The following is a 21,982-nucleotide window of genomic DNA, read 5'->3' as shown; positions in this document are numbered from 1 at the left end:
CTAATCCCAGCATCGCGCGGCTGCATGCATGGCAATGCTGGGATTGGCATCCCAGCCTATGCGTGAGCGGAGTGAATCGCCCGTAGCAAGCTTGAGCCGGCATCGGCAATACTGCCGTCGTTTTGGATCACCACGCTGCCGGCAGGAATCGGGTAGGCGTCCATGCGGGCGAGTCGCGCGGTGATGTCTTGTTCCGATTCGCGCCCGCGTGCCGCGAGGCGGCTGGCGATCGCCTGGGGGCTGGCGGTAATCAGCACCGGCCGCAACGCCGGAAACCGCTCGCAGGCCAAGGCAAGGGCGCCGCGCGATCCATTCACCAGCACATCGGCGCCACGCGCCAGCCAGAGCGCCACTTCATTGCCGATGCCATAGTGCAGGCCGTGCGCCTGCCACGTGAGAGCGAACAAACCACGCTGCTCGCGCAATTGGAACTCCGCCTCGCTCAGCGCCACATGGTTTTCGCCGCCAGCATGCGCGGGACGGGTGATATAACGATGCGCGCACACCACGCCGTGGGCAATGCCATGCTCGCGTACCCAGGCCAACACGCTGTCCTTGCCGGCGCCGGAAGGTCCCATCACGTAATACAGATGGCCCGCGCTCATGCGCGCACACCTGCGCCGAGCGCAAAACGTTCGAATGGTTCGAACGGCTGTCCCGGCTCCGCTTCACGGCAAATCGTCAGCGCATCGATGCGGGCCGGCGGGAGGCTTGCCACCCTGGGCGACAGCCATGCCCGCAACGCGGATTCTTCTTCTTCGCTGGCAGCTGCGCACAAGGTCAGGTGGAAGCGATAACGGTCCAGCACGTAGGGGTAGCCAAATTGCCGGAACAAGGCCAGTTCGGTGGCATCGAGCTTCGCCGCCCTGCGCTGCCATGCTGCCTCGGTGGTTGGCGCGCGCAGCGCCTTCAAGCGACGCGTGCATTGCTCGGCCAGCCGGTTGATGTCCCGCTCGTCAGCTGACGGGCGCAATGCCAGGAAGCCCGCCAGCCGCTGAAGGTGCAGGGGAAGTTCAATGGTCTGAGTGTGTTGTGCGATGTCCGCTACCTGGGAGCGAAGCTCGTCATAGCTGGCCTGCTCGGCCAGTGCGAACGGAGCACACAGCGTCGCGTGCCAGCCGTAGCGATGCACGTTGCTGGTCAATGTGCGCAAACGTTCCGCGGCAATGCCCGCAATGGCGTCGGTAGTCAGCCAGTCATGGCCGAAAGTACCCAGTTCGCTGCCGGCAGTTGGGCAGAAATACACGGCGTAACGCATCAGTGATCCGCCATCAGCACCAGTTGCACCCAGTCGCCAGAAAATCGCGTGATCCCGTACTGCACCGGCACGCCACGCGTGTCGGCATTGATCGATTCCACATACAGCAAGGGGCGGCTGGTCTGCTGCTGCATCACGCGCGCGGTAGTGGCGTCGGGGAGACGGGCGGAAACGCGGGTATGTTTGCGTTCGTAGTCGGCGACGCCGAATTCGGCCAGCGTGCGGGTGACCGACAGCAGGCGCCGGTATAGCGCGGGTAGGTCGGGAAAACGTGCGGCGGGAAAATACGACGTGCTGTAGTCGATGATGTGGCCATCGGCGCGGTCCAGCGTTTCGACGCGGTAGACGTATTCATTGCGATCCAGGCCTAGAGCCCGTGCCACCGGTGGCGGCGGCAGCTCATGCGCCTCTTCCAGCACCCGGATATCGGCGTCGACGTTCAGATTGCGCATGTTCTGGGTAAAACGCGTGCGGCGGCTGATGACGTAATCCAGCGTCTGCTCCTGCACGAAGGTGCCGCGGCCCTGTTCGGTGCGCACCAGGTTGCGTTGCTCCAGGGCCGCGATGGCGCGGCGCACGGTGTGGCGATTGACGTTGAAGCGCATGGCCAGCTCCTGCGCCGAGGGCAACTGCTCACCCTGGCGTAGCTGGCCCTTCAGTATGTCCGACGCGAGGATGCCACTGATCTGGCTCCACAGCGCCACCCCTCGTCCGCGTTCGATCTCGCTCATACCACGTCCTCAACCTGTCTAATCATCGTCATGGCAGCGGCACGCTGACCTGCTGGAATGGCTATCAGGAGGCGCATTGTCGCGTCCTGACCTGTCTAGATAACTAGATATTTGTGACAAGCCTAGGAACACCCATGGACACCTCCCCCCACTTGGCGCGCGCGCAATGGATGTCGCTGCTGGCGCAGGCCGATCCGGCCGAACTGGCCGTGGCCATGGACGCCTTTGCGCCGCCGGCCGATACCGCCTGGCTGCGTCCGGCCCAGACCGGCTTGTACATGCTGCGCGGCCGGGTCGGCGGCACCGGTCCGCAATTCAACTTCGGTGAAGTCACCGTGACCCGCTGCAGCGTCCAGGTGGGCGAGCGCATCGGGCATGCCTGGGTGCGTGGCAGCCAGGCACGCCACGCCGAGCTGGCCGCCTTTGCCGACGCGCTGATGCAGGATCCCGAGCAGGCCCCGCAGCTGCGCCAGCAGGTGCTCGAACCGCTCCGCCGTTCGCTCGACGAGCGCCGTGAGGCGGCGAGCCGCAGGGCGGCCGCAAGCAAGGTGGAATTCTTTACCGTGGTGAGGGGCGAATGATGCTGGCCGCCTTTGCCGATCCCGTATTCGACAGCCAGCGCACGTTCCGCGAACTGCTGCAGGCGATGGCCCGGCCGGCGGTGCCGCGCCGCCTGCCTGTGTTGCCGCCCTCTCCCGCACCGGTCATGCCCGAAGCGATGGCGATTGTGCTGACCCTGTGCGATGCCACGACCACGCTGTGGCTGCAGCAGCCCAACGCCGAAGTAGCCGAACATCTGCGCTTTCACGCCGGTTTGCGGCTGGCCGACCAGGTGCAGCAGGCGGATTTCGCATTGATCGACGACCCCACTTCGATGCCCGCTCTGGAGGGTTTCGCGCGCGGCGATCTGCGCTATCCGGATCGCTCGGCCAGCCTGATCGTGCAGGTCGAAGGTTTTCGCACCGATCGCGGTCCGCGCTTTGCCGGCCCCGGCATCCGCCATACCGAGATGCTAGCCATCGAGGGGCTGCAGGATGGGTTCTGGCGCCAGCGCGCGGCGCTTTCCGCGCAGCTGCCGCTGGGTGTGGACCTGTATTTCGTCGCCGCGCAACACGTCGTTGCCATGCCGCGCACGACTCGCTTGTTGGAGGGTTGAATGTATGTAGCCGTAAAAGGCGGCGAGCAGGCCATTGCCCGTTCGCTGGAATTGCTGGCGGAAGCGCGCCGTGGCGACAGGGCTGTGCCGGAGCTGGAGCTGGCGCAGATCCGCGAGCAGCTTCGTCTGGGCGTTGCGCGCGTGATGCAAGAAGGCTCGCTGTATGACGAAGAGCTGGCCGCCCTGGCCATACGCCAGGCCGCGGGCGACATGCTGGAAGCGATCTTCCTGCTGCGTGCGTACCGCACCACCCTGCCACGTTTTGGCTATACGAGGCCGCTGAATACCGCGGCCATGCGTGTACGACGCCGTGTCTCGGGCACGTTCAAGGACATTCCCGGCGGGCAAGTGCTGGGCCCCACGTATGACTACACGCAACGCCTGCTCGAATTCGACACCGTGCCAATCACAGAGGTGCAGCCCGCCGATGCGGCGCTGCCGGCCCATATGCCGCGTGTACTGGATCTGCTCGATGCCGAAGCCCTGATCGAACGCATCGATCCCGGCAGCGATCCGGAACCCATGGACCTGACGCGCGAACCGCTGACGTTTCCCGCCGACCGCGCCACGCGCCTGCAGAATCTCGCGCGTGGCGATGAAGGCTTCCTGCTCGGCATGGCCTATTCCACGCAGCGCGGTTATGCGGAAAACCATCCTTTTGCCGGCGAAATCCGCATGGGCGAGGTGGATGTCGTGATCTGCCCCGACGAGCTTGGTTTCCCGATCGAAATCGGCTCGATCACGCTGACCGAATGCCAGATGATCAATCAATTCCACGGTGGCAATGGCACTCCCCCGCAATTCACGCGCGGCTACGGCCTGAGCATGGGCGAGGGCGAACGCAAGGCCATGTCGATGGCGCTGGTCGATCGCGCCTTGCGCTGCGATGAACTGGCCGAAGCGAGCCATGCGCCGGCGCAGAACCAGGAGTTTGTGCTGTCGCATTCGGACAGCGTGGAGGCATCCGGTTTTGTGCAGCACCTGAAACTGCCGCATTACGTGGATTTCCAGGCGGAACTGTCGCTGCTGCGGACCCTGGCCGCGCAGTACGCCGCGGATGCCGACGAGCAGCCAGGCAGCATCGCCGGAGGAGCGCAGGCATGACACCGCGCTACAACTTCGCTTTCCTCGATGAAGACACCAAGCGCATGCTGCGCCGCGCGCTGCTCAAAGCCGTGGCGATTCCCGGCTATCAGGTCCCGTTCGGCAGTCGCGAAATGCCGCTACCTTACGGCTGGGGCACCGGCGGCATCCAGGTGACGGCTGCCTTGCTTGGACCTGACGACGTGCTGAAGGTGATCGACCAAGGCGCGGACGACACCACCAACGCCGTGAATATCCGTCGCTTTTTCTCCCGCGTGGCCGGTATCGCCACCACTGAGCACACTACCGACGCCACGCTGATCCAGACCCGCCACCGCATTCCTGAAACATCGCTCAGGGAAGATCAGATCCTGATCTTCCAGGTGCCGGAACCCGAACCGCTGCGCACCCTGGAGCCCCGCGAAGCCGAGACGCGTACGCTGCACGCCCTGGCCGACTACGGATTGATGCATGTGAAGCTGTACGAAGACATCGCCCAGTACGGGCACATTGCCACCAGTTATGACTACCCGGTGCTGGTCGACGGCCGCTTCCTTACCTCGCCTTCGCCCATTCCCAAGTTCGACAATCCCAAGCTCGATCGCTCGCCAGCGCTGATGTTGTTCGGTGCGGGGCGCGAGAAACGCCTCTACGCCATTCCGCCGTATACGAGCGTCGAAAGCCTGGCCTTCGACGATCATCCTTTCGAGCTGCAGCGCTGGGACCACCAGTGCGCCTTGTGTGGCTCGGGCGACAGCTACCTGGACGAGGTGGTGGTGGACGACCACGGCGCGCGCATGTTCGTATGTTCAGACACCGACTACTGCAGCGGCCGCCGGGTGGAGGCACAGGCATGAGCGCGCTGCTGCAAGTACGCAACCTGAGCCTTCACTACGGGCCACGGGTAGGTTGCCAAGACGTGAGTTTCGACCTGCATCCTGGTGAGCTGCTATGCATCGTCGGCGAATCGGGCTCGGGCAAATCGACGCTGCTCAACGCCGTTGCGGCGCAGCTCACGCCCACTGCGGGCAGCGTGCGTTACCGCCAGCGCGACGGCGAATGGCTCGAGCTTGGCACGCTGAGCGAAGCGGACCGGCGCCGTCTGGCGCGCGAGGAATGGGGTTTCGTCACCCAGAACCCCCGCGACGGCCTACGCCTGAATGTCAGCGCGGGCGCCAACGTCGCCGAACGCCTGATGGCGCTCGGCATGCGCCACTACAGCCAATTGCGCGCCACCGCACGGCATTGGCTGGAACGCGTGGAGATCGATCCCACGCGCATCGATGACGCGCCCACCAGTTTCTCCGGCGGCATGCAGCAGCGCTTGCAGATTGCACGCACGCTCGTCACGCAACCGCGCCTGGTATTCATGGACGAACCCACGGCCGGCCTGGACGTCTCGGTGCAGGCGCGCATTCTCGACCTGTTGCGGCGGCTGGTGAACGAGTTGGGACTGGCCGCTGTGATGGTGACGCACGACCTGGCCGTGGCCCGCCTGCTTGCGGCGCGTACGATCGTGATGCAAGGCGGCCGTGTGGTCGAAACCGGCCTTACCGACCAGATTCTGGACGATCCGCAACATCCCTATACGCAATTGCTCGTTTCCTCGGTGTTGACCACATGACCGCCGCCCTGATGCTTGAACTGCGCGACCTCAGCAAGTCGTTCGAATTGCACCAGCAGCACGGAGCGCGCCTGAATGTGTTGCGTGGACTCGATTTGCGGCTGCACGCCGGCGAATGCGTGGTGTTGTCCGGTCCGTCGGGCGCGGGCAAGAGCACCTTGCTGCGCGTGATCTACGCCAACTATCGGCCCAGCCTGGGCGCGGTGCATGTGCGGCACCAGGATCGCTGGCTCGACCTGGCCAAGGCGACGCCGCACGAAGTGCTGGACGTCCGGCGTCAGACGCTGGGCTATGTGAGCCAGTTCCTGCGTGTGATTCCGCGCGTGCCGGCGCTGGATATCGTTGCTGAGCCGCTGGTGGAGCATGGCGTCGACGTCCAACAGGCGCGCCGCCGTGCGGCCTACATGTTAAGCCGACTGAACGTGCCCGAACGCTTGTGGCAACTTCCGCCGGGTACCTTCTCCGGTGGCGAACAGCAGCGCGTGAACATCGCGCGCGGCTTGATCGTGCCGCGCCCGATCCTGTTGCTGGACGAGCCGACGGCATCGCTGGATGCGGACAACCGCGCCATCGTCGCGGAGTTGCTGGCCGAAGCGCGCAGTGCCGGTTCGGCCGTGCTCGGCATCTTCCATGACGAGGACATGCGCGATCGCGTCGCCACCCGCCTGTTCCCGATGCAAGCGCTCGAAGCCGCCTGATGCACCGTTTCAACCACCCGATCATTGATAACAGTCTGCACTGAGATGACCATGAACGATCTTGTTTTGACCAATGCCCGCATCGTGCAGGACGACGGCGTGATCCACGGCACCCTGATCGCCCGCAAGGGGATCATCCGTTTGGTCGAAGACGGCTCGACGCAGGCGCCCGGCGCGATCGATTGCGACGGCGACTACGTCATTCCGGGCCTGGTGGAGCTGCACACCGACAATTTGGAAAAGCACCTGATGCCGCGCGCGGGCGTGCTCTGGCCATCGATTCCCGCGGTGCTGACCCATGACGCGCAAGTAGCGGCGGCCGGCATCACCACGGTTTTCGATGCGCTGTCGGTCGGAGACCTGGAAGAGGAAAGCGTGCGCATCGAAACCTTGCGCAGCACTTACGATGCGATTCTGGAAGGGCAGGCAACCGGCGCCTTGCGCGCCGAGCACTGGATTCACCTGCGCTGCGAGCTGGCCTATCCGCGCCTGATCGAAGCGCTGGAGCCGTTGATGGACCACGGCAGCGTGCGCCTGATCTCGCTGATGGACCACACGCCGGGCCAGCGCCAGTACCGCGACCTGGCGCAGTACCGCAAGTACTACAGCAAGAACCACATAAGCTGGACGGAAGACGAATTCGCCGACGTAGTGAGGCGTCGCACCGAGCAGCAAGCCCAATACAGCGCAAGGCACGAAAGCGTCGTGCTGGGCATGATGCACGGCCGCAACATGGTGCTGGCCAGTCATGACGACACGGACACCCAACAGGTGGAGCACGCGCACCGTATTGGCGTGACGATTTCGGAATTTCCCACCACCCAAGAAGCCGCCGATGCCGCGTATGCGCGCGGTCTGGTCACCGTGATGGGGGCGCCCAACGTCGTACGCGGCGGTTCGCATTCGGGCAATGTCGCCGCGCTGGAACTGGCGCGCACCGATCGACTGGACATGTTGTCGTCCGACTATGTGCCGGCCAGCCTGTTGCACGGTGCCTTCATGCTGCACGCGCATGCCGGCTGGTCGATGCCCAAGGCGATGGCGACGGTCAGCCGCAATCCCGCCAAGGCGCTCGGCTTTGAGGACCGTGGCTTGCTAAAGGCCGGCATGCGCGCGGACCTGGTGCGCATGCGCGCCGTGGGAAACCTGCCTATCGTGCGCAACGTGTGGGTGCGCGGAGAGCGTGCGTTCTAATCGTTTCATGCGCATGACCGCGCTTCGCGGTTGTTGCCCTCGGCCTCCCAAGCTTTGCCGCCGAGAAAAGGTATAGACATCTATCCAACTTGGCTAGACCACGTCATAAGCGTTTCATCGCGGTTGTCTAGCCTTTCCCTAGTTGCAGTATCAAACATTTGCGCCGGCGGATTCCGGCCATCACACCCTCGGGGGAAACCATCTTGAAGATCAATCCAATCACCTGCGCGGTGCTGGCCGCGCTCGCGGTGAGTCGTGTGTCCTACGCTGATGGCACGACCCCACCGGTTGCGACGACCCAACCCGCTTCGACCAGCCAGCCGGCGCAGCCGGCGGACAAGTCCACCGATAAGGCCAATACGGCCCAGGCAGCCATGCTCGGCGTAGTGACCGTCACCGCGCAGCGCACGGCCGAGGACATGCAGGACGTGCCGATCACGCTGCAAGCGTTCACTGCCACCACCCTGCAGCAACAGAACATCGTGTCGTTCAACGACCTGATCAAATACCTGCCCAACGTGACCTTCGCCAGCAACGGTCCGGGCCAGGGCAATATCTACATGCGCGGCCTGAGCACCGGCTTCCTGGGCAACCAGTCCAGCGCGTCCATCGCGCCGTTCCCGAACGTCGCGGTCTACCTCGACGACCAGTCGATGCAGTTCCCGGCGCGCAACCTCGACATCTACATGGCCGACATGGAACGCGTCGAAGTGCTCGAAGGCCCGCAGGGTACCCTGTTCGGCGGCGGCGCCGAAGCGGGCGCGGTGCGCTACATCACCAACAAGCCGGATCTGTACAAGGTCAGCGGCAGCGCGGAAGCCAGCGTCGGCACGACCGCGGGCGGTGCGGCCAACAACTCGGCCAACGTAGTGCTGAACCTGCCAATCATCACCGGCAAGCTCGCCGTGCGTGGCGTCCTCTACAACGAGCGCCAGGGCGGTTATATCGACAACGTGCCCAGCACGTTCACCCGCCAGCCCACCGACGGTGGCGGCGCCATGGCGCCGTATGTGGCCGCCGGCGGCACCCCGGTCGCCAACAACTATCCCGTGGCGCAGACCGCGTGGAACCCGGTCACCTACCAGGGCGGCCGCGTGGGCCTCGCCTACCAGATCAACGACAACTGGAATGCGCTGATCACCGAGAGCTACCAGGACCTGGACGCCCGCGGCCAGTCTTCGGTCTATCCGATCGGTGCCGATGGCCAGACGCTTGGCACCAACCAGATCACCGCGTTCGTGCCGGGCTGGAACAAGGACCATTTCGCCAACACCGCCTGGACGTTGAATGGCCAGATCGGCGATCTTTCGCTGGTTTACACCGGTGGCTACACCAACCGCCACATCAGCGAACAGCAGGACTACACCAACTACTCGCGCAGCGCCGGCGGCATGTATTACAGCTGCACCGGCACCTCGGCTGGCCTGTCCAGCGCCGGCAAGCCGACCTGCTATTCGCCGATCGGCTATTGGAACGACCACGTGGCCAGCACGCACGAGACGCACGAGCTGCGCTTGAGCACGCCGGACGACTATCGCCTGCGCGTGATCGGTGGCCTGTACTATGAAAACTTCAACATCGACGACCACATGGACTTCAACTACAGGACGATCCCGTCCTGTACGCCGCAGAACCTCACCAGTGCTCTCGCTGGCGGCGCACCCTGCGTGGCCAACGCGATGTCGTCCCCTGGCGTGATGCTCCCCGACGGCACCGCCTTCGGTGAAGTCGAGAACCGTGGCTACAAGCAGGAAGCAGCGTTCGGTTCGCTGTCCTATGACATCATCCCGGATGTGCTGACCGTGACCGGCGGTACGCGTTACTACCATTACTCCGAATGGCAGACTGGCACGGAGTTCTGGACCGCCAGCAACCAGGTGAACGTCCCCAACGGCAGCTTCCTGGGCAATGATGCGGTGATGAACTACCACACCACCTATCACGGCTTTAAGAGCCGTGCGAACGTGGAATGGCACATCACGCCGGACATGATGGTGTACTACACCTTCTCGCAGGGCTTCCGTCCGGGCGGCTTCAACCGCACCACCGGCGCCGTGGCGAAGCTCGACGGCCAGGCGCAGTACCAGAAGCCGATCAGCTACGCCCCCGATACGCTGACCAACAACGAAATCGGCTTCAAGACCACCTTCTTCAACGACCGCCTGCTGCTCAACGGCTCGTTGTATGACATGCGGTGGGACAACGTGCAGATGCAGTTCTTCAACCCGCTGGTGCTGGGCAACACCACCTTCGCGGTGAACGGTCCGAACTACAAAGTGGACGGCCTGGAGCTGCAATGGCATGCGCGTCTGACGGATGGCCTGTCGCTCATCGGCTCCGGTTCGCTCAACCACGCCAAACAGACCAATTCGCCGTGCCTGGTCGACAACATCGCCAAATCGCCCAATTTCAACCAGTGCATCATCCAGACCGGTGCGATTGGCGCGGTGACGTCGTTCGCCAATCCGTTCGGTGTCATCGGCAGCACCCCGGCCTTCTCGCCGCGTTCGCAGGTCAATATGCGCCTGCGTTACGACTGGACCTTCGGTGGCGGCTACAAGGCCTTCTGGCAGTTCGGCGCCAACTACACCGGTTCGATGTACAACCAGCCGGCCACCTATCCCAGTGGCGAGGGCGTGACCAACGTCACTACGGTGGAGCTGCGTTATCTGCAGGCTGGCTACACCACCTTCGATGCCTCGATCGGCGTTGCCAAGGACGCGTGGAACGTTTCCCTGTACGGCACCAACCTGGGCAACAGCCATGCGAGCGTGTTCACCTCCTCGGCCGAGTTCATCAAGTCGGAAGTGCCCCTGCGCCCGCGCGTGCTGGGTGTGAAGTTCGGCTACAAGTTCTGACCTGCTCAATAGCCGCCGGGCGTAGGCTGGGATGTCAATCCCAGCTCCCGGTGGCTTCCAGATGCTGGGATTGGCATCCCAGCCTACAAGTCCTTGCTCCGCTAGCAGGAAAGTAGAATTGGGGTGGGCGCAAGCCCACCCCCTTTTTTTAAGGTTTTGAGCATGAACGCCACGGCGGTTGACACATCGGTGGAGCAGGGGCTCCAACGCGTACGCGAATGGCAGCAGCAAGGCCAACATGCGCAGGCCTTGCAGGCTGTCCAGGCTTTGGCGCTCGATGCGCCGAACCATCGCGATGTGCTGCACCTGATCGCCAGAAGCCAGCGCCACGTTGGACAGCTTCAAGCCGCCTTGGCGACGCTGGCGCAGCTGGAACAGGGGCATCCGCAATTCAGCCGCCTGCATGAAGAACGCGGGCTGTGTTACGTGGCCATGCGCAATGCACCGCAAGCGATCGACGCCTTGCTGCGTGCCGTCAACATCAATCCCGCCTTGCCTTCGAGCTGGCACATGCTCGAAGGCCTGTACCGCATGACCGGCGATGCCGCCAATGCCGCGACGGCAGCGGCCCATGTCGCCACCCTCAAGCGCCTGGCGCCCGAAGTCGTTCACGCTACCAGCCTGTTCTCGGATGGCGACCTGGAGCCGGCCGAAAATGTCATTCGTCCGTATTTGCTGCGCGTGGGCAACGATGTCGAGGCGATGCGTCTGCTCGCACGCATCGGTCTGGCCCGCGATGTGCTCGACGACGCCGAAATCCTGCTCGACGCCGTGCTGAAGATCGCACCGGAATATCATGCGGCGCGCTACGACTACGCCTGTGTCTTGTTTGAGCGGCACTTGTATCAGCGCGCCTGCGAGGAAGTTGAAAAGCTGCTCGTCATCACCCCCGCGCACCTCGACTACCGCACGCTCTACGCCAGTGCGAGCGTAGGCTTGGGCGAACACGAACGCGCGATTGCGCTATACCGGGAGCTGCTGCGCGACCTGCCCGGCGCGGCCGAACTGCATTTGTCGCTCGCCCATTCGCTGAAGACACAAGGTCGACGGGCCGAGGCGATCGACGCCTATCGCGCCGCCACCACGGCACGCCCCAATTTTGGCGATGCCTACTGGAGCCTGGCCAACCTCAAGACCTATGCTTTTGGGGACGATGAGATCGCGCGCATGCGCAGCGAGGTCGCCTCGCCGGATACGTCGCTGGTCGACCGCTATCATCTGTGTTTTGCGCTGGGCAAGGCGTTGGAGGACCGTGGCGACTACGCTCAATCGTGGCGCCATTACGAACAGGGCAATGCGCTCAAGCGCTCAGAAAGCCGCTATCGCCCGGAGATCATCGAGACCAACACGCGCAGGCAGATCGAAGTTTGCACGCGCCAATTCCTGGCCAGCCGTACGGGCGCGGGTGATCCCAGTCCCGACCCGATTTTTATCGTCGGCTTGCCGCGCGCCGGTTCCACCCTGATCGAGCAGATTCTCGCCTCGCACTCGCTGGTCGAGGGTACCCAGGAACTGGCCGACATCCCGCGCATCGTGCTCGATCTGCAAGGACGCGATCCCAACTTGGACGATCCGCGCTATCCGGGCGTGCTGGCCGAACTGCAGCCCGAGGATTTTCGCCGGCTAGGCGAAAAGTATCTGCGCGATACCCGGATCTACCGCAGCGGCAAGCCCTACTTCATCGACAAGATGCCGAACAATTTCCGGCACCTGGGCCTGATCCATCTGCTGCTGCCCAACGCTAAGATCATCGACGCACGTCGCGAACCCATGGCCTGCTGCTTCAGCAACCTCAAGCAGCTGTTCGCCACCGGTCAGGAGTTCACCTACAGCATCGAGGACATCGCGCGCTACTACCGTACCTATCTCGACCTAATGCAACACTGGGACGAGGTGCTGCCGGGCAGTGTGCTGCGCGTGCATCACGAAGACGTTGTCGATGACCTGGAAGGCAGCGTGCGCCGCATCCTCGATTTCTGCGGCTTGCCGTTCGAACCGGATTGCCTCCAATTCCACAAGACCGAGCGTAGTGTGCGCACCGCCAGTTCCGAGCAGGTACGCCGCCCCATCTTCCGTGACGGCATCGACCAGTGGACCCGGTACGCGCCCCAGCTTGCTCCGCTCAAGGAAATGCTTGCTGATGCCTTGGAGCGTTATCGCGCGTAACCCGTAGGCTGGGATGACAATCCCAGCTTCCCCAGGGCGCGCGAAGCTGGGATTGTCATCCCAGCCTATGTATGGACTCGCCCCCTTCGTCAACCGCTTTTTTCTATCCCCGAGTACCGGCTGCATCTATGTATGAGGCCTCATCAAGGTGGCAGGTTTGGGCCACCGGGCCATCATCGTTTGAGCTCGCGCAATGCCGATTACGTGAAGACCTCAAGGGTCGGTAGGCTGGCAGGCATCGATTCGCGACGGTCTGACCTGGGTTCGAGGTTATCCAGCAGCGGTTGAGCGATACGCTCGGGAAAACTCGGTTACAAAGTCATCGATGCGTGGCTGGCGCTGACCTGATAGGTGCCACCGTGCTCAAGCAAGGCCCAAACCACGCGCACGTTGTGATTGGCCAAGCGCACAGCGGCGCCTTTGACGCCATGGCGCTCCATCCAGCGCCGTATGCGGCAGGTCAGCACGTCCGTGGCATCCTTGCGCCGCCTCGCCTGCCTGACCACCGACAGGGCTCCTTCGATGAACAGCGTGCGCAAGTACGCATCGCCTCGGCGACTCATCTTGCCCAGCACGACCCGCCCGCCCGTGCCGTGCTGTTCGGGAACGATGCCCAGGTAAGCGCCACACCGCCGGCTGTTCTTGAACTGGGTTGGATCGAGCCCTTTACCCACCACCGCGGTGGCGGTGATCGGACCGATCCCCGGTATGGTGCATAACCGCTGGGCCGTTTCATCGGTATGCGCCAAACGCGCCAAGCGGGCGGTCGCTGCCTCAATGCGGGCGCTCAGACTTTGCCACTCACTGGCGCATGCCTCCACCACGTCCACCACGCCCTCCGGCAGGGACCACTCGCCACGGAGCACCCGATCCACCAACGCCTTCAGCGCCGCCCAACTGCGCCCCGCAACGAGCCCCTGCTCCAACAGCAAACCACGTAGTTGATTGCACGCCGCCGTACGTCGATTCACCCAGCCGGCACGCACCCGATGCTGCATCTGCAACGCCAGCTGCTCACGCGTTTTGACCGGGACGGGGTGGATGTCACTGTCTCGCATCGCACGCAGGATCGCTCGCGCGTCATTGAGGTCATTCTTCATGCGATGGGCATGCGCCTTCACCGCACGGGCCGGCAAGATCTTCACCTCGATACCATTCCCTTGCAGGCGCCGCCCCCACGCTTGAACTCCCGGGCCCGCCTCCATCCCCACGCACAACGGCGCTCTGAGCTTGTCCAGAAAGCTTTCGAATGCCCGACGCGAACGTATGCTTCGATGCCACAGCTCCCGACCCTGACGATCGGCTGCGACGATGTCAAAGACGTTCTTGGCCAGGTCAATCGCCAGTTCGCTGGCTTCTGCGGTAGGAGTACGCTTGTTCATGGACTCGCCCTCGCTCTTCAGTGACGGTGGGCAGTTTTTACTCTCCTCCGCTGGCCCTTGAGGCCTTATCGGAGCGGGGGCGAGTCCATGTGATTACGATCGCTGCGGTGCCGGTCTTTTCAGGAAGGCAACGTCACGTGCTGCACTGATCTATCCAGCAGCCACTCTCGCAGCGCATTGTCTTGCGCCGCCATGGCTTCTGCTGAAGCCGAGCGTTGCAACATGGTCCCCAACGCGGTGGGCATCTCGACCGGTTTGCCGATCAAAGGCTCCACCACACTTTCGAACTTCGCCGGATGCGCGGTGGCCACCACGGCCCACGGCGCGTTGTCACCGGCGGCGCGCAGCTGATCCAGCACGTGCATCGCCGTTGCGGTATGCGGGCAGAACACTTCGCCGTGTTCGCGCGCGTGCAAGGAAAGGGTGGCACTGATATTGCGATCATCCACGCTGTGGGCCCGAAAGACGCGGCGCAGCTCATCCGCATCCGGATACGTCCAACGCAGGCGTTCGAAATTGCTGGGCGCACCCACGTCCATGGCATTGGCCAGCGTGGCGACCGCCTGGCGTGGCGTGTAGTCATGGCCGGCAAAGAAATCCGGCAGCGTTTGGTTGGCGTTGCAGGCAAGGCGAATCTCGCCCAGCGGCAAGCCCATGGCGCGCACCCACACCGCCGCCAGCCCATTGCCAAGGTTGCCGGTGGGCACGATAAAGTTCAGCGCTTCGCGACGCTGTTGCCACCACGTCACCGCGGCATGCGCGTAGTAGCTCATCTGCGGTAGCAGGCGGCCCAGGCTGATGCTGTTGGCCGATGACAACGGCGACCGCGCCTGCAGCGAGGCGTCATTCAAGGCGGCCTTCACCATGCGCTGGCAATCGTCGAAACGGCCCTGCACGCGCAATGCCTGCACATTGTCGCCGAAACAGCCGAGCTGATGCGCCTGGCGTGGCGAAACGCGGCCATCGGGATAAAGAATCGCCACTTCGATGCCGGGCTGCTGATGGAACGCTGCGCCGACCGCTGCGCCAGTGTCGCCGGAGGTGGCCACCAGGATGGTCAACGGTGTCGTTGCATCGCCGCGCAAGCGTCGCAGGCAGGCGGCAAGAAAGCGCGCCCCCACATCCTTGAAGGCCGCCGTGGGGCCGTGGAACAACTCCAGCACGCAGGTATTCGGATGCTGCGGGAGTGAGCGCAAGGGCGTGGGAAAAGTCAGTGCTTCGGCGCAAATGGCCGGCAGCGCCGCAGCGAGGGCGTCGCCGGCGAAGAAGGGCGCGAGCAGGGTGGTCGCCGTTTCAGCCAGGCTGCCGTCCGGCTTGAAGTCGGCCACGCCGAGCTTGGGCAAGCGATCCGGTACGTACAAGCCGCCATCCGGTGCCAGTCCCGCAGCGATTGCTTCGCTCAGGGTGGCGGCGGGACTGGCGCTGCGCGTGCTGAGATAGCGCATGACCGCACTCATGCGCGCTCACCCGCATCTACCGCGGGAACCAAGGTAGCGGCAGGCCCATCCACCGGTGAAACGAAGCGGTCGCTCTCCAATCCCGCTTCGGCGAACGCGTTGTGCATGGCTTCGGCAGCGGCCTCGGCTTGCGCGCGTTGTTCGAACCAGCCGAACACGCTAGGCCCGGCGCCGGAGATGCTGGCGCCGAGCGCCTTGTGATCCAGCGCGGCTTGCTTCACGCGCGCGAAATTCGGGATCAGCGAGGCGCGCCGCGGTTCCACCAATACATCCTTCAGGCCTTCGCGCACCAGCTCCGCTTCACCACGGAAGCAGCCGGCCAGCACCAGGGCAAGGTTGGCCGACTGGGCCACGAACTCGCCCAGCGCATAATCGCCGGCCAACGCCGCGCGCGCCTTGCGTGTTTCCAACACTGCGTGCGGATGCACCAGTGCGCAGTGCCAGCTTGCCGGCACCGGCAGTCGCACCAGGCGATCGCGCGTTGCCAGCACCAAGCCACCCAATAGCATCGGACCGACGTTGTCGCCATGGCGTCCACCGCTGGCCACAGCTTCGCCTTCCAATGCGAAGCCGTATAGCGATTCGCGCGGAAGTGGCCGCTCCAGCAGGGCATTCGCCGCGACTAGCGCAGCCACGCACGAAGCCGCCGAGCCACCCATGCCGGAACCAAGCGCGATGCCCTTGTGCAATGAAATCTCGAAGCCGTGCTGCAAACCCAGTGCCTTGCGCAAGGCCATCAAGGCGGCGCCGGCCGTGTTCTGCGCCGCATCCATCGGCAGCACTTCCACGCAGCCGTCAATGCTGGCCAGGCGCACGACGGGCGCATCGACGCGCCGCACGTCGGCGCGATCACCGGCGCCTGTGATGCAGTGTCCAAGGATGTCGAAACCTACGCCCACGTTGCCGACGCTGGCGAAGGCAGTGGCGGAGGCGGCTTGCAGGCGTTGCGCGGGCATGGCGGACTTCATGGCAAGTGGGGCGTTCATGCGCGCACCTCCAGCGCTTCGGCGATGCGCAGCAGATCGGTGAAGATCCCGGCCGCCGTCACTTCAGGACCGGCCCCGGGACCTTGCACCAGCAGCGGATTGTCGTGGTAGCGCTGGGTGCGGAATTGCACGATGTTATCCGTAAGCCGCGTGTGCGCGAACGGGTGTGATGAAGGCAGTGCCTGCAGGCCGACCTGGGTGCGGCCGTTACGGTCGAGGCTGGCGACGTGGCGCAGCACGCCTTGGTGCGCCTTGGCTTCGGCGAGGCGCGCGGCCATCGGCGCGTCGAGTTCCGGCAGCCGTGCCATGAATTCATCCAGTGGCACTTCAGCCAGTTCGGACGGCACCAGGCTCTCTATGCCCACGTCATGCAGGGACAATGGCCAGGCCGCTTCGCGGGCCAGGATCACCAGCTTGCGCGCCACATCCATGCCGGAGAGATCGTCGCGTGGATCAGGTTCCGTATAGCCAAGCGCGTGCGCTTCCCGTACCAGCGCAGAGAACGGGCGTTTGCCGTCGTAATGGCAACACAGCCAGGCGAGCGTGCCGGAAAACATGCCCTCCACCGACAGCAGCTGATCGCCGGTGTCGAGCAGGTCGCGCAGCGTCTGCACCACCGGCAGGCCGGCGCATACCGTTGCTTCGTAACGGAAGCGGCCGCCGTGCTGGCTTGCCGCGCGGATCGCCTGCCAGCGCGAGAGCGGGCCGCTGCTGGCCAGTTTGTTCGGCGTTACGACGTGTAGGCCCGAAGCGAGCCAGTAGGAATACCGCGAAGCCACCATGTCGTTCGCGCTGCAGTCGATCAGCATCGCGTGACGGCCATTGTCGCCGCGAACGTGCGCGGCGAATTGCTCCAGGTCGGTGGGGCGCCAGGTTTGCGCGTCGTGCTGGGCATTGAGTTCCGGATCATCGCAATCCAGCCACATGCGGCGGCTGGCGGCTACGCCGCACAGCTTCAATGCCAGCCCCGCGTCACGCAGCAGGCGTTCTTGTGCGGCTCGCAACTGCGCCAACAACACGCTGCCTACGCGCCCTGGACCAATCAGGCCAACGGCGAGCGTTCGTCGTCGCGACACGGCGGCCTGCAAAGGGGGCAGGCGGTGCGGGTGTTCGGCGATGGGTGATGCACAGCTTTCCATGACGGCCTCCGGTTGAGGCCCCTAGCTCGCTGGCGGTTCGGGAGTACCGGTCCGCCTCGTCGAGGGCGGGACCGTTTGCGTGTGAAGACTATTCGCGCACAGACACCACCCCAGACCCGGTCGTTCCGGTTCCGGTAGTGGTGGTAATAATCGTGGCGCTGATCGTTGCCGCCGCAACGCCGATGCAACCGGTACTGACCGGTGCGAAATCGATGCGTGCTGGCGTGAATGCGGGCGACATGGCATCGACACTACTTGTGCACTGCAGCGGCTGTCAACGGTTGCTTGCGAAACCATTGTCCAGCTGGCTCGCTGCTGCAAGCCATGTCTCAGTACGACAGGTCGATGGCGTATACGGCTGTGCCATCGCCGTTGTCGTGCAATTGCCGGATGTTATGCAGCCCATCGGCCTCCGCCGCGGGTTGCTTGTCGCTGGCAGATGTGAACACCACCGTGCCCCGCGCTTTCAGTCGTGCAAAACGCCATGAGGAGCGCGGCAAATCGTCTGCGTTGAGCGTGGGATGCGCCTTCAGCCACTGCGCAAGAATCTCGCGCGTGCCATCAGGCGAGGTCAACACGATGTTGCTGCCGTCCAGGCCGGGAAAACGCCCGCCGCCACTGGCGCGATAGTTATTGGTCACCACCACGAAGGTCTGCGACGCCGTCACCGGCTTGCCCTGGTAGTTGAGCTTTTCGATGCGCTGCCCGGCCGGCTGGGAGACGTCGATGACATAGTTGATGCCGCCCTGGATCTGGTCGAAGTTGAAGCCGGGGTATTTGCTATTGATCAGTTGCTGTTCGCCGGTTGCATTCGGATCGATGCGGTTGAAGCGTTCGGCGGATTTCTCCAGCCAGGCCTTGAGCGCCGCACCGTCGATTTTCACGGCTGAAAGCGTATTGGGGTAAAAGTACAAATCAGCCGCGCTACGTAGGGTGAGCGGGCCGGGTTGCACGTCGGTGTAATCGTCTGCACCGCCGAAGCCATTGCGAAAAGCGGCCGCTGCGGCAAGCACCGGCCCATTGGCCAGTTCCGGATGCGCCGTCGCCAGCTCATGCTGCACAAAATCGATCTGCGCGGCATTCACCGGTGCCAGCGCGCTCATGTCGCCCTCGTCGGCGAAATAGCTGCTCATGCGCACTGTGCTTTGGCCGATCGGCGTGTTCACGTAATCGATCGTCGCTTGTTGCAGCTTGCCGACTACGAGGGCGACTTGCGGATCAGCCGGCACGCAGTTACTTGCCGACACGGTGGGCTTGCCGGCGACCAGCATGGGCGGGCAGATCGGCCGCACCTGGCTGAAGGTCTTGGTTTTATCGATGGTCCAATGGCCTTGCTGGCGCAGCATGGCCAGGCGGATCACGCCCAGGTCCTTGCCGAAGAAGCCACCCATCACCGCCGGTACGCCGCGCACGAAGCCATGCTCGTCGTCCACATCTTGCATGTGTTCGAAACGCGTGCCGGGGAATTCGGTGTGTTCGTGTCCCATCAGCAACACGTCGATGCCCGGCACGCCGGCCAGATACCAGCCGCCGTTTTCCATGTCGGACGTATAGGGCGAGGTATTCATGCCACCGTGCAGGATGGCGATCACCAGGTCCGGATGCTGCGCCTGGATCTCGGGCAGGTATTTCTGTGCCGCTTCAACTACCCCGGTGACGGTCACCTTGCCTTCGAGGTTCTGCTTGTCCCACTGCATGATCGGCGGGGGGGTGAAGCCGATGATGGCGATCTTCAGCGGCACGCTCAGCTTGCTGCCATCCGGCGTAAACGCCGCGATCTTGCGCTGGACGATCGTCCACGGCTGGAAGATCGGCTTGCCGTCGCGCGCGCTATACACGTTCGCCAGCACCAGCGGGTAGCGCGGCCCGACGCAGCGTTGCGTAGCGCCCCCGTCCACGTTCATCGGCGTACCAGTGACCTGCGAAAGGAAGGGCAGGCCGTAGTTGAATTCGTGGTTGCCGATGGTGCCGCCGTCGTAGCCCACGGCGTCCATTACCTTGTAGATCGCCAGTTCTTCACCGCAGCCCGGCTTTTGCACCCTGGCCTGGTAGTCGGCCAGCACGCTGCCCTGGATGGTGTCGCCGGCATCGAACAGCAGGCTGTTGGTGAACTGCTCGCGAGCCTTGCGGATCAGGGTGACGGTGCGCTCGAAACCCAGGGTCGGGTCGGCCTTCTGCTTGTAGTAGTCGTAGCTGAGGACGTTGGAGTGCAGGTCGGTGGTTTCCAGCACCGCGATGTCGGCGCGCAGGCCATCCGGTAGCGGCTGGGCGCGGGGCTGTTCGGCGGACGGCTGGCTGGCGCAGCCGGCCAGGAAAAGAGCGGCGGCGAGGGCGGCGAGGCAGGAGCGTTGAGGCATGGGGAAGGTTCTAGGGCGCCAAATGTATGAACCTAGCAGATATGGGTGACAGTCCGCGCCTGCCCTCCGGCAGCTGCCGGGCGCCAAAATGGCAGTAAAATGACGCTCTTTTGACAACCAGAAGAAAGCGCCTTGCTGGCGCCGCCGATACAGGGAAATCGCTCATGCCGTTGATTCCGTTTCGCGCCGAGCGAAACCGCGTGACTGTTGCTTGCGCATGGGCGTTCTTTGCCGTCTGCGTGTGGTTCACCGCCTGGCAGGAGCCCCTGCTCGAACAGCGCAGCTTTGTATTGGCCCTGATGCTGTGCGCGTTTGGCGTAGCGCTGTTCGTGTTCGCGCGACTGGCGTTCGCGCTGGTCTTCAGCGGAGGCCTGTTCCTGCTGTTGCGCGCCGTCACGGTGTTGAAAGAGCAGTATCTCGAATCCCCGCTGATGCCGGCGGACTTCGTCTACTACGTACGCTCCAGCCTGTTCGAAACCTTGCGGCGCTATCCCAACATCTACAGCGTCGGCCTCTGCGTCGGTATCGCAGTACCCATCGTGCTGTGGCTGGCGTGGTATTGCGACCGGCAGTTGTTCCTGCATTTGCGCAAAATGCCGCGCTCCCTGCTGCGGGTGGGAGGCATCGTGCTTTGCGCGCTGCTGTTCTGGATCTGCCTGCTGCCGACCGGTCCGTTTGAACAAGTGCACGCGAGAGGCACCTGGGAAAAGATGTCCGATGATGCGGATCTCACCAACTTCTTCGTGAATTTGCGCGACTCCAGCGTGCACGTACCGGCCGGTTCCGACGCTGCCACGGCCGCACGCGAATGGCAGGCCACGGCGGTGGACGTGCCCTCGAACATCGATCCAAGCCATTATCCGGACATCGTGCAGGTGTTGGAGGAAAGCACCTTCGATCCAGCGCCGTTCACGCACTGCGACGTGCCTGAGTGCCGCCTGGACATGTTCAAGCCGGATGCCCGTACGCGCGGCACCGGCGTGCTACGTGTGCATACCTTCGGTGGCGGCACCTGGGTCAGCGAGTTCGCTGCGCTCACCGGCATGCCGCAGGACATCTTCGGCCCCGGTGGAATGTACGCACCGTATGTGCTCGCCCCGCACGTGCGAGACTCGCTGCCGCTGCTGCTGAAAAAGCTCGGCTATCTCACCGTGGCGGTCTATCCCACGCATGGCGAGTTTCTCAACGGACGCGATGCCTATAAGGCTTACGGCGTGGATCAGTTCTACGGCGCCGGCGAGCTAGGCCTGGACGACTGGGACGAAACGGATGCCCAGATGTTCCAAGCCGCCAAGCGCGTCTACGACAAGCTGAAGAAACCGGGCCAGCCGGTTTTCATGATGGTCCTCACCATCAACCAGCACGGCCCGCACGATGATCCGATGTCGACCCTGCCCAAGCCGTTCCAGAACCTGCTGCAAGGCTTGCCGCCGGCCACGGCGCTGAATTTCGACACGTATCTGCAGCGTGTGCATGATTCGGATATGGCGATGAAGGGGCTGGAGCACGACTTCCTCGATCGCGAACAGCCGACCGTGCTGGTGCACTTCGGCGACCACCAGCCTTCGTTCGACGACCTGATGCGCACGTTGCCGCGTAGCCTGCCGCCGGCATTGGTGCCATACCGGGACTACCTGACCTACTACATGATCAAGAGCAACCTGCCCGGCGCGCCGTTGCCGACCTATCCCATGCTGGATATCGCGCATTTGCCGGGCATGGTGCTGAATGCGGCCGGCCTGCAGCCGGACGCCTATTTTTCCGCACTGGGGTCATTGCGGCAGCGCTGCAACGGCTTGTATGCCGATTGCGCCGACAAGTCGCTGGTGAAGGCTTATTACGGTTGGGTGTTCAATCGCCTGCGCGTCTATCAATGACGCATGCAGCAGCCGG

19 protein-coding genes are annotated in these 21,982 nt (G+C 63.8%); 10 read left to right on the top strand and 9 right to left on the bottom strand.

The annotated features are described in order from the left end of the window. Positions 1-56 precede the first annotated feature (56 nt). The 3 genes from phnN to phnF are packed head-to-tail and all read right to left on the bottom strand — an operon-like array spanning position 57 to position 1,989. Positions 57-605: a phosphonate metabolism protein/1,5-bisphosphokinase (PRPP-forming) PhnN gene (gene phnN / locus QQJ96_RS02130; protein ID WP_284330281.1), complete on the bottom strand. Its 549-nt coding sequence runs from the start codon at positions 603-605 to the stop codon at positions 57-59. After that, positions 602-1,258, bottom strand: a complete 657-nt coding sequence (locus tag QQJ96_RS02125; RefSeq protein WP_284330280.1) for a DUF1045 domain-containing protein — start codon at positions 1,256-1,258, stop codon at positions 602-604. The genes phnN and QQJ96_RS02125 overlap by 4 nt, the downstream gene beginning before the upstream one ends. After that, positions 1,258-1,989 carry a phosphonate metabolism transcriptional regulator PhnF gene (phnF, locus tag QQJ96_RS02120; RefSeq protein WP_284330279.1) on the bottom strand — a complete coding sequence of 244 codons (732 nt, stop codon included), beginning with the start codon at positions 1,987-1,989 and terminating at the stop codon, positions 1,258-1,260. Before phnF ends, QQJ96_RS02125 begins: the two co-directional genes overlap by 1 nt. 134 nt (positions 1,990-2,123) lie before the next feature. Between phnF and phnG the strand changes: the two genes are divergently transcribed. From phnG to QQJ96_RS02075, 9 genes are all read left to right on the top strand, one after another. Beyond that, positions 2,124-2,570, top strand: coding sequence for a phosphonate C-P lyase system protein PhnG (gene phnG / locus QQJ96_RS02115; RefSeq protein ID WP_284330278.1), 447 nt, complete (start codon positions 2,124-2,126; stop codon positions 2,568-2,570). Next, positions 2,567-3,145, top strand: a complete 579-nt coding sequence (phnH, locus tag QQJ96_RS02110) for a phosphonate C-P lyase system protein PhnH (protein WP_284330277.1) — start codon at positions 2,567-2,569, stop codon at positions 3,143-3,145. The genes phnG and phnH overlap by 4 nt, the downstream gene beginning before the upstream one ends. Beyond that, positions 3,146-4,249 (top strand): carbon-phosphorus lyase complex subunit, encoded by a 1,104-nt coding sequence (locus QQJ96_RS02105; protein ID WP_284330276.1) that lies wholly within the window; start codon positions 3,146-3,148, stop codon positions 4,247-4,249. Continuing rightward, positions 4,246-5,085: an alpha-D-ribose 1-methylphosphonate 5-phosphate C-P-lyase PhnJ gene (locus QQJ96_RS02100; protein ID WP_284330275.1), complete on the top strand. Its 840-nt coding sequence runs from the start codon at positions 4,246-4,248 to the stop codon at positions 5,083-5,085. The genes QQJ96_RS02105 and QQJ96_RS02100 overlap by 4 nt, the downstream gene beginning before the upstream one ends. Further along, positions 5,082-5,852: a phosphonate C-P lyase system protein PhnK gene (gene phnK, locus QQJ96_RS02095; RefSeq protein ID WP_284330273.1), complete on the top strand. Its 771-nt coding sequence runs from the start codon at positions 5,082-5,084 to the stop codon at positions 5,850-5,852. Before QQJ96_RS02100 ends, phnK begins: the two co-directional genes overlap by 4 nt. Further along, complete coding sequence (gene phnL, locus QQJ96_RS02090; protein ID WP_284330272.1) at positions 5,849-6,550, top strand: phosphonate C-P lyase system protein PhnL; 702 nt, start codon at positions 5,849-5,851, stop codon at positions 6,548-6,550. The genes phnK and phnL overlap by 4 nt, the downstream gene beginning before the upstream one ends. 51 nt (positions 6,551-6,601) lie before the next feature. Next, positions 6,602-7,744: an alpha-D-ribose 1-methylphosphonate 5-triphosphate diphosphatase gene (locus QQJ96_RS02085; RefSeq protein ID WP_284330271.1), complete on the top strand. Its 1,143-nt coding sequence runs from the start codon at positions 6,602-6,604 to the stop codon at positions 7,742-7,744. A 203-nt stretch (positions 7,745-7,947) separates the two neighbouring features. Continuing rightward, positions 7,948-10,602: a TonB-dependent receptor gene (locus QQJ96_RS02080; RefSeq protein WP_284330270.1), complete on the top strand. Its 2,655-nt coding sequence runs from the start codon at positions 7,948-7,950 to the stop codon at positions 10,600-10,602. 162 nt (positions 10,603-10,764) lie between these two features. Next, entirely contained in the window at positions 10,765-12,768 is a 2,004-nt protein-coding gene (locus tag QQJ96_RS02075) for a tetratricopeptide repeat-containing sulfotransferase family protein (RefSeq protein ID WP_284330269.1), read from the top strand. Positions 12,769-13,079: 311 nt separating this feature from the next. Here QQJ96_RS02075 and QQJ96_RS02070 read toward each other — a convergent pair whose 3' ends face one another. From QQJ96_RS02070 to QQJ96_RS02045, 6 genes are all read right to left on the bottom strand, one after another. Next, the gene (locus tag QQJ96_RS02070; protein ID WP_284330268.1) at positions 13,080-14,150 is read right to left on the bottom strand and encodes an IS110 family RNA-guided transposase; all 1,071 of its coding nucleotides are present in this window, start codon (positions 14,148-14,150) and stop codon (positions 13,080-13,082) included. Positions 14,151-14,269: 119 nt separating this feature from the next. Continuing rightward, positions 14,270-15,607 (bottom strand): threonine synthase, encoded by a 1,338-nt coding sequence (gene thrC / locus QQJ96_RS02065; protein WP_284330267.1) that lies wholly within the window; start codon positions 15,605-15,607, stop codon positions 14,270-14,272. Beyond that, positions 15,604-16,593 carry a homoserine kinase gene (locus QQJ96_RS02060; RefSeq protein ID WP_284330266.1) on the bottom strand — a complete coding sequence of 330 codons (990 nt, stop codon included), beginning with the start codon at positions 16,591-16,593 and terminating at the stop codon, positions 15,604-15,606. The genes thrC and QQJ96_RS02060 overlap by 4 nt, the downstream gene beginning before the upstream one ends. Then, positions 16,590-17,732, bottom strand: a complete 1,143-nt coding sequence (locus tag QQJ96_RS02055) for a homoserine dehydrogenase family protein (RefSeq protein ID WP_284330265.1) — start codon at positions 17,730-17,732, stop codon at positions 16,590-16,592. Before QQJ96_RS02055 ends, QQJ96_RS02060 begins: the two co-directional genes overlap by 4 nt. Positions 17,733-17,820: 88 nt before the next feature. After that, positions 17,821-17,973, bottom strand: a complete 153-nt coding sequence (locus QQJ96_RS02050) for a hypothetical protein (protein WP_284330264.1) — start codon at positions 17,971-17,973, stop codon at positions 17,821-17,823. A gap of 88 nt (positions 17,974-18,061) precedes the next feature. Then, positions 18,062-20,089, bottom strand: coding sequence for a bifunctional 2',3'-cyclic-nucleotide 2'-phosphodiesterase/3'-nucleotidase (locus QQJ96_RS02045; RefSeq protein ID WP_284330263.1), 2,028 nt, complete (start codon positions 20,087-20,089; stop codon positions 18,062-18,064). 164 nt (positions 20,090-20,253) lie between these two features. On the opposite strand from QQJ96_RS02045, the gene QQJ96_RS02040 reads away from it, so the two are divergent. Next, positions 20,254-21,966: an LTA synthase family protein gene (locus QQJ96_RS02040; protein WP_284330262.1), complete on the top strand. Its 1,713-nt coding sequence runs from the start codon at positions 20,254-20,256 to the stop codon at positions 21,964-21,966. Positions 21,967-21,982 lie beyond the last annotated feature (16 nt).

Origin of the sequence: Dyella flagellata, from assembly GCF_030160275.1 — a bacterium.
Taxonomy (GTDB): domain Bacteria; phylum Pseudomonadota; class Gammaproteobacteria; order Xanthomonadales; family Rhodanobacteraceae; genus Dyella_B; species Dyella_B flagellata.
The sequence above is the reverse complement of the archived record's forward strand: the minus strand, read 5'-3'. Positions and strand labels throughout refer to the sequence as shown.